Origin of the sequence: Sphingopyxis sp. LC363 (genome assembly GCF_000756385.1) — a bacterium.
Taxonomy (GTDB): Bacteria; Pseudomonadota; Alphaproteobacteria; order Sphingomonadales; family Sphingomonadaceae; genus Sphingopyxis.
Genome location: NZ_JNFC01000015.1, coordinates 59,248 through 66,631, shown reverse-complemented (window position 1 = coordinate 66,631; position 7,384 = coordinate 59,248). Strand labels below are relative to the sequence as shown.

Below are 7,384 nucleotides of genomic sequence, written 5' to 3'. Positions count from 1 at the left end.
GGCAACAGCGGTGCGATAATCGCCCACTCCGCATCGCTCAAATCAAAACGCGCCATGATCCACCTCCAAACTCAGTGAATCACAGTCCAGCCTTACACGGAATCCAATTTATGGGTTCAGCACCTAGGCAGCAAGCTGCCAAGTCTGCGTTGCCCCTCCCCTGAAGGGGAGGGGCTAAATAGGATCGGGAATGGCCGCTCACCACCCCAAAGCCGACGTCAGACAAGCAGCCTCACGCCACTCCGTGATACCACCACACTCCGTCGCGCTCCTCGCGCTTCACGCGCCCTTCGACCTCGAGCCGCTTGAGATGCGCGAGCGCCTCGCCGGTTGCCAGTCCCTGATTATGCTCGCCGATCGGGCGATTGAAGAGCAGGGGAAAGCTGTCGACCGCGCGCATCGGCGCCTTCGCCGCGGCTTCGGCGAGGTTGTAGAGCCGCATGCGATGCTCGTCGCGCAGCGCCATCAGGCGGACGTGCAGCCCCCTGAACGGCTCGCCGTGCGCGGGGCAGACGGTGACGTCGGCGGGCACCGTCGCGAGCAATTTGTCGATCGACGCGAGCCATTCGCCGAGCGGATCGGCGTCGGGCTCGGTAATGTTGACCGAAACGTTCGAACTGATCCGCGGCAGCACCTGATCGCCCGACACCAGCACGCCCTCGCGCTCGTTCCACAGGCATGCGTGCTCGGGGCTGTGCCCCGATCCGGTGACGACGCGCCAGCGGTGCTCACCCATATCGAGCGTCTCACCGTCGGCGATCCGCACATAGGAGCGCGGCAGCGCAAAGATCATCCGCTGGAACATGTTCCAGCCGCGCTCCCGCTGCGCCTCGATCGCCGCCTCGTCCCAGCCTGCCGCGCGCGACTGCGCGAGAACTTCGTCGGGCGCGCTGTCGGATGAATCGGCGACGATCGCGCGCGCCGTCAGCATCTCGCCGCGCGTCATCCACAGTTTGACGCCCTGCTTCTTCGCGATCCAGCCCGCGAGCCCGATATGGTCGGGGTGCAGGTGGGTGCCGATGACGCGCGTGATGCGCTTGTCCCTCAGCGCGCCGGCATAGAGCGCCTTCCACGCGTCGGAACACATGGTGAGGCAGATGCCGGTGTCGACCACCGCCATGCCGTCGCCGCGCTCATCGGCGTCGTCGAGCAACCAGCTGTTGATATGGCCGAGCGACCCCGGCATCGGGATGCGTGCCCAGCGGATGCCGTTCGCGATGCGGATCGTCTCGCCCGCCCCCGGCGCGGCGTCGCCCCACGGATAGGTGAGGCCGGCATGGCTCGTCGCCGTGAAGCTGTCGTCCTGGGTCAGCGAGGCGTCCGGCGAGCCGCTGGCCGCCGGGATATTGTCCTCGTCCGTCCCCGCCATGCCTCAGTCTTCGCCGTCGGTTTCGGCCTCTTCGGCGGCGCGCGCTTCGGCCGCCGCGGTGCGTTCGGCGCGCAGCTCTTCGATCAGTGCTTGGCGGTCGCCTTCGAAGCGGCTGTCCTCGGGCGCCTTGATGCCGGCCTTCTTCGCCGCCTTGGCGACGAGCGCGTCGAGTTCGCGCTGCGAGCAGAGGCCGAGCGTCACCGGATCCTTGGGCACGATGTTCGCGCTGTTCCAGTGGCTGCGGTCGCGGATCGCGCCGATGGTGTTGCGGGTGGTGCCGATCAGCTTGCCGATCGCGCCATCCGATACTTCGGGATGGTTCTTCAGGATCCACGCGATGCCGTCGGGCTTGTCCTGGCGCTTGCTTACGGGCGTGTACCGCGGGCCGCGGGTGCGGCGAATCGTGTCTTGCGCCTGCACACTCATCTTGAGCTTGTAATTGGGGTCCTTCTGGCCCTTTTCGATCTCTTCCATCGAAAGCTCGTGCGCGCGGACGGGGTCGCGGCCGGTATATTTGGTCGCGGCGGTCTCGTCGGCGATCGCCTGCACTTCGAGGATGTGAATCCCGCAATATTCGGCGATCTGGCCGAAGGTGAGCCCGGTGTTGTCGACCAGCCAGGCAGCGGTCGCGTGCGGCATCAGCGGGGTCGGATTGGCATTGGCCATGACGATAAAGTCTCCATGCGGAAATAATAAGGGCCGCCCCTCGCGGGGCGGCCATTCGGCGGTCGATGTAGACCTGTTTTAGGTTGCGGGCAAGGGGTGGGCGGCAGAGGAGAGGCCGGCGACGGATTCGACGAGCCAGGCACAGACCGCCCGCACATCGGCACAGGCCATATTCGCCGGCGTCGCGAGCATATGATAGCTGTCGCCTTCGATGACGGGGCCGAAGGGATGGACTAGCAGCCCCGCGTCGATCTCGGGCCGGGCGAGGATCAGGCTGCCGATCGCGACGCCATGCCCGGCGACCGCGGCTTGCAGGGCATGATCGTCCGAATTGAAACGCGGCCCTTCGTCGACCGCCAGCCCTTCCACCCCGACAAGCCCCGCCCATCGCTGCCAATCGGGTGCGTTCGCGGGCCGGCGCCATTCGACATGCAGCAAGGTGGCGCGCAAAAGGTCTTGCGACGCGGACAGGCCCAGCTTCGGGCTGCAAAGCAATCCAAAGCGTTCCGAAAAAAGCGGTTGGCCGACCAGCCCGTCGAAAGGACCCCGGCCGTATCGAACCGCCACATCGGCCTGCCCCGCCGTCAGATCGACAGGCTCATCGGATGAATGCAGCCGCAGATCGAACTCGGGAAAGCGTTCGCGAAACGAGCCGAGTGCGGGCAGAAGCTTGCGCGCGGTAAATTGTATCGTCGCCGTCAATGTGACCGCCGTGCGGCGCGGGGCCGGCGCAAGATCGGCAAGCGTCCGTTCGAACATGTCGAAGCCGTCGCGCAATGTCGGATAAAGCCGTTCGGCCGCTTGGGTCAGCGCGACCTGCCGCACTTGGCGAATGAACAGCGCGAAGCCCAATATGTCCTCCAGAAGCCGGATCTGGTGGCTGATCGCCGTCGGCGTCACCCCAAGCTCGTCCGCGGCCTTTCGAAAACTGAGATGGCGCGCGGCCGCCTCGAATGCGCGCAAGGCGCCAAGCGGCGGAAGTTTCCGGTTTCGCATCATGGATGAGGTAAATTGATTCATTGGCTGAGATATTCGCGTTCGACCGGAGGGTTTGTAACGAGATAGGTTCATCCAGTCGTCAAAACAAATGAACTGGATTATCTCATGACTCTCCCTGAAGCGCCAGCATTCCGCATACTCCACATCGATTCCAGCGCCCGGCCGGGCCTTTCGGGTCGGGACCGGCACGGCTCGCACAGCCGGCGTTTGAGCGGGCGGTTCGTGCGCCGATGGTCGGACGCGCGGCCACAAGACCGGGTCGCCTACCGCGACGTCGGCGCGGTCCCGCCGTCGCATGTCGACGCCGAATGGATCGCCGCCGCCTTCTCGCCGCCCGAAAAGCGTAGCGACGACCAGCGCGCCCGGCTGGCCGAAAGCGACAGACTGATCGCCGAGCTGGTGGCGGCGGATCTCGTCGTCATCGGGGCACCGATGTATAATTTCGGCATGCCGGCGCCGCTGAAGGCCTGGGTCGATAATATCGTGCGCGTCGGCGTCACCTTCGGCTTCGACCGGAAACGCGCGGGCGAGCCCTACTGGCCGATGCTGCCTTCGGGAAAACGGCTGGTCGTCCTCGGCGCGCGCGGCGATTATGGCTATGACGCCGGCGGGCGTCAGGCGGACATCAATTTCGTCGAGGCCGGCCTGAAAGCGCCCCTCGCCTATATCGGGCTTCGCGACGCCACGTCGATCGCCATCGAATATGACGAGTTCGCCGACGCACGCCTCGCCCGGTCGATCGCCGCCGCCGAAGTCGCCGTCGACGCGCTGGTGGACCGGATGATCGCGGGAATGGACGAAAGCGTGGCCGCCTGACCGCTATCGCATCGGCGCCTCAAACCGCGGCGCTCCTACGGGCCGCACTGCCAGAGCCCGGCGAAGACGCGCCGCGCGCCGTCGGCACGATCGGCGGTCAGCGTCGCGGGGCGCGGCGGCGATTCACCCTCGCCCTGCGCCAGACCGGTCAGCGCGACGCGCAGCTCCAGCCCCTTGGCGTAGAACTTCGTGCCCTTCGCCATCGCGTCGAAACCGCCGTTAGCGGAGACCGTCTCGATCGAGTCGCCGACCTTTACGATACCGCGCGACGGCTCCTCGGACGCGACATCGCCCTGCGCGAGCAGGATCGGCTGCGCGCCTTCGTCGTCGGCGAAGCTGCACGCGAGTTCGCCTTTCAGCTTGGCACCGCTGACATCGGCCTCGGTCAGCATGGCGAGTTCGATCGGCGAGCCATCGCCGCCGCGCGTCGGAACGTCGGTCGGCTTGATCGGCGGGGGCGCCTCGGCCGCCTTGGCATTGTCGGCGGATCCGGTCGGCGCCGTTTCGGTCTGGGATGGCTGTGAACAGGCAGCGAGAGCAAGAGCAAGGCTTGTAACGGGAAACAAAAGATTACGCATATTCATTCGGAAAGATCATCCTCTTGATTGCCCCCCGTTTCCCAACCGCCGAAAAGTGCGGGTCGTTCCCTCGGCTCATCCCACGAGGAGCACGATCTTCCCCACATGCGCGCCCGCCTGCATCCGCTCATGCGCCGCGGCGGCCTCGGTCAGCGCGAAGCTCTGATCCATCGCGGGTTTCCACGCGCCCTCGGCGAGCCGCGGCCAGAGCGTGCCGTGAATCTCGTCGGCAAGCGCCGCTTTGAATGCGGCGCTTCGCGCACGCAGCGTCGACCCGGTCAGCGTCAGCCGGCGGCGCATGACCTGCGAAATGTCGATCTCGACCTTCGCGCCGCGCTGGAAGGCGATCGTCACATGGCGGCCGTCGTCGGCGAGGCACTCGAGGTTGCGTGGTACATAGTCGCCGCCGACCATGTCGAGCACGACCTCGACGCCGCGGCCGCCGGTGAACGCCTTCACCGCCTCGACATAATCCTCGCTCGAATAATCGACCGCCAGGTCGGCGCCGAGCGCGGTCGCGGCGGCGCATTTGTCGGCGTTGCCGCAGGTCACGATGACCTTGATGTCGAACAATTTGCATAGCCCGATCGCGGTCGTCCCGATCCCGCTGGTACCGCCGTGGACCAGCACCGTCTCACCCTCGCGCACCCAGGCGCGCTCGAACAGGTTATGCCATACGGTGAAGATGGTCTCGGGCAGCGCCGCCGCCTCCGCCATCGAAAAACCCTTCGGCACCGGCAGGCAGCTCCCGACCGGCGCGACGCAATATTCGGCATAACCGCCGCCCGCGACGAGCGCGCATACCGCCTGTCCGAGAAGCTCGGGATCGCCGCCCGGACCGACCGCCGCGATTACCCCCGCGACCTCCAGCCCCGGCAGGTCCGACGCGCCCGGCGGCGGCGGGTAGAAACCCATACGCTGCAGCACATCGGGGCGGTTCACCCCCGCCGCGGCGACACGGATCAGCACCTCGCCCGGCGCCGGCTGCGGCACGGGCCGCGTTTCGGGCCGCAACATTTCGGGCCCGCCCGGCGCACTGATGGCGATGGCGGTCATTTCTGCTGGCACGCTGGTCACTTCATTCCCCCACTGGTCCCGGTTCCATCACCCCTGCCGCGCCTTATTGACAGTGCGGCGACACGGGTCAACAGTCGCGCGCCCATATTCACATTAGGGACCAGGAGGATGCGCCATGGACGATGACGACCTTCCCCGCCGCCGCGACGATGTTCTGACGGCGCTGACCCGACAGCCGCTCGAACCCCTTTCGGTCAACGAACTCGACGACCGCATCGCCGCGCTCGAAGGCGAGATCGCGCGGATCAAGGCGCACCGCGCCGCGGCGACAAGCCAGAAGGCGGCGGCCGAAGCGCTGTTCCGGAAAAGCTGAGCGGGAAATCGCCGGCGCCCGCAAGAAACGCCGGCGACATCGCCCCTTACGCAACCTCGGCGTAGCGAAGCAGGTCGATCATCGTGAAATCGTCGCCCTTTTTCGAGGCGTCGACCGTCGGCAGGAAAGGCTGCCATTCGGGGTCCTGCGACAGATAGGAACCCTTGTCGCCCTGCAGCAGGCCGATGAACACCTCGGTCACGATCCGCGCCCCGACGGGTCCCAGCCGCTCGCCATTCTGCGTCACCTGCGCCTCGCGCAATATGTAGAACCAGAGCGGCGTCCGGTCGTCGAAGCCGTGCGGCTTGAGATCGGACAAATCGCCCTTCGACAATTCGGGCAGCTTCATCGCGCGCGCGACGCGCTGGCCAGAGGGCAGCGAGAAGGTCAGGTGGCGGAGCAAATTGCGCTGCGCGAGCGACGCCGGATTGGTCTTGGGATCGGGGTTCGGGACGACCGAGCCCGGCAAGCGGAACAGCGAGGTCGACAGCGTCGTGTCGATCTTCTTGTTCGGCTTCACATTGCCGTCGCTGAAATCGAAGAAGGTCGGCCAGTCGATAAAGCGCCGCGGTGCACGGCAACCGCCCGACAGATCGTCGGGGTCGTTGGGGTCCGACGGCGTCGGGGTGAAGATCATCGCAAAGAAGGGATTCCCGCCCTCGCCGGTGAAATTCGCGCGATACGACGGACGCACCTGGCTGTGCCCGAAACGATAGGCGGCGACCGAAAATTCGACCGGAATATAGGGCTCGTTGTTCCAGCGGTAAAATTTGCGGCCGTTCGTCAGCACATCGTCGACCACCGCACCACCGCACGTCTTGCGCAGGAATTCATGGACGATCATCCATTGATAGTGCCAGCGCACGATCCGCTGCGCTTCGGCGAAAATCTCGTCCGAAACGGTCAGCTTGATCTTGGTCTTCACATAGTCGACGACGCGATTGTGGAACTTCAGGAAGGCGACCTGAAGCTGGCCGATGATCAGATTTTCATCGTCGCGCGGATCGGCGATCAGCGCGACATTCTGGCTGTTGCGCGGCAGGTCGAACCTGTCCGCTGTGCCCGTGGGTTCGAGCAGGAACTTGCCGCCCTTGCCGCCCTGCGTGTCATAGAGATGCGGGCTGCCGCCCGGCCCGGCGCCATAGACATTGTCGAGCCCGAAACTGGGCGTACGGAAATTGGCGATCTGTTCGGGATCGGCCTGCCGCTCGAGGCTCGACGTCGGGTCGAAGGTCATGTCATGGTCGAGGAACTGGCCGAGGAAGGTGAAGCCCGCGGTCAGGTTCGGGTTGTCGCTGTTCTTCGCTGACAGCGCCGGGTCGGTGATCAGTTCGGCGGGGGTCTTGTTCAGCTTGTCCTTGGCATCCATGATGCCGCCGACTTTGCCGATCTCGATCAGCGCAGCCCTGACATCGGGGGTGTCGGCGGCAAAGGGCGGCAGTTCGCCGAACATGCGGCCGAAGCGGCCGGCGTCGGAATATTTGGAGCGCGGCGGAACGATGTCGCGCGGATATACGCCGTGACGAGGCATGGCAGTCTCTCCTGTTGGTTATGGTCTGGGTCGGG

8 protein-coding genes are annotated in these 7,384 nt (G+C 65.7%); 2 read left to right on the top strand and 6 right to left on the bottom strand.

Features of this window, described 5'->3' with window-relative positions; all coding sequences use genetic code 11:
- Positions 1–232: 232 nt before the first annotated feature.
- The 3 genes from FG95_RS07620 to FG95_RS07610 all read right to left on the bottom strand — a co-directional run bounded on the left by FG95_RS07620 (position 233) and on the right by FG95_RS07610 (position 3,223).
- The gene (locus FG95_RS07620; protein WP_052182191.1) at positions 233–1,369 is read right to left on the bottom strand and encodes an MBL fold metallo-hydrolase; all 1,137 of its coding nucleotides are present in this window, start codon (positions 1,367–1,369) and stop codon (positions 233–235) included.
- Positions 1,370–1,372: 3 nt separating this feature from the next.
- A complete protein-coding gene (locus FG95_RS07615; RefSeq protein WP_235211493.1) occupies positions 1,373–2,035 on the bottom strand; it encodes a DUF1013 domain-containing protein in 663 nt (220 codons plus the stop codon).
- Between the two features lie 78 nt (positions 2,036–2,113).
- The gene (locus tag FG95_RS07610; protein WP_235211492.1) at positions 2,114–3,223 is read right to left on the bottom strand and encodes a LysR substrate-binding domain-containing protein; all 1,110 of its coding nucleotides are present in this window, start codon (positions 3,221–3,223) and stop codon (positions 2,114–2,116) included.
- Here FG95_RS07610 and FG95_RS07605 point away from each other — a divergent pair.
- A complete protein-coding gene (locus FG95_RS07605) occupies positions 3,140–3,850 on the top strand; it encodes an FMN-dependent NADH-azoreductase (RefSeq protein WP_037555043.1) in 711 nt (236 codons plus the stop codon). The genes FG95_RS07610 and FG95_RS07605 overlap by 84 nt on opposite strands.
- Positions 3,851–3,885: 35 nt before the next feature.
- On the opposite strand, the gene FG95_RS19835 is transcribed toward FG95_RS07605, so the two are convergent.
- Entirely contained in the window at positions 3,886–4,428 is a 543-nt protein-coding gene (locus FG95_RS19835; RefSeq protein WP_152567603.1) for a hypothetical protein, read from the bottom strand.
- A 75-nt stretch (positions 4,429–4,503) separates the two neighbouring features.
- A complete protein-coding gene (locus tag FG95_RS07595) occupies positions 4,504–5,484 on the bottom strand; it encodes an NAD(P)H-quinone oxidoreductase (protein WP_037555042.1) in 981 nt (326 codons plus the stop codon).
- A gap of 136 nt (positions 5,485–5,620) precedes the next feature.
- Here FG95_RS07595 and FG95_RS07590 point away from each other — a divergent pair, with 136 nt between their 5' ends.
- Positions 5,621–5,818 (top strand): DUF1192 domain-containing protein, encoded by a 198-nt coding sequence (locus tag FG95_RS07590; protein ID WP_037555041.1) that lies wholly within the window; start codon positions 5,621–5,623, stop codon positions 5,816–5,818.
- 46 nt (positions 5,819–5,864) lie between these two features.
- Here the strand turns inward: FG95_RS07590 and FG95_RS07585 are convergent, their stop codons facing one another.
- Positions 5,865–7,349, bottom strand: coding sequence for a peroxidase family protein (locus tag FG95_RS07585; protein ID WP_037555040.1), 1,485 nt, complete (start codon positions 7,347–7,349; stop codon positions 5,865–5,867).
- Positions 7,350–7,384 lie beyond the last annotated feature (35 nt).

Bases quoted from the DNA above. Each gene is read 5' to 3' on its own strand.
- FG95_RS07620 (WP_052182191.1), bottom strand. From the start codon at position 1,369: ATGGCGGGGACGGACGAGGACAATATCCCGGCGGCCAGCGGCTCGCCG.
- FG95_RS07615 (WP_235211493.1), bottom strand. From the start codon at position 2,035: ATGGCCAATGCCAATCCGACCCCGCTGATGCCGCACGCGACCGCTGCC.
- FG95_RS07605 (WP_037555043.1), top strand. From the start codon at position 3,140: ATGACTCTCCCTGAAGCGCCAGCATTCCGCATACTCCACATCGATTCC.
- FG95_RS19835 (WP_152567603.1), bottom strand. From the start codon at position 4,428: ATGCGTAATCTTTTGTTTCCCGTTACAAGCCTTGCTCTTGCTCTCGCT.
- FG95_RS07595 (WP_037555042.1), bottom strand. From the start codon at position 5,484: ATGACCGCCATCGCCATCAGTGCGCCGGGCGGGCCCGAAATGTTGCGG.
- FG95_RS07590 (WP_037555041.1), top strand. From the start codon at position 5,621: ATGGACGATGACGACCTTCCCCGCCGCCGCGACGATGTTCTGACGGCG.
- FG95_RS07585 (WP_037555040.1), bottom strand. From the start codon at position 7,349: ATGCCTCGTCACGGCGTATATCCGCGCGACATCGTTCCGCCGCGCTCC.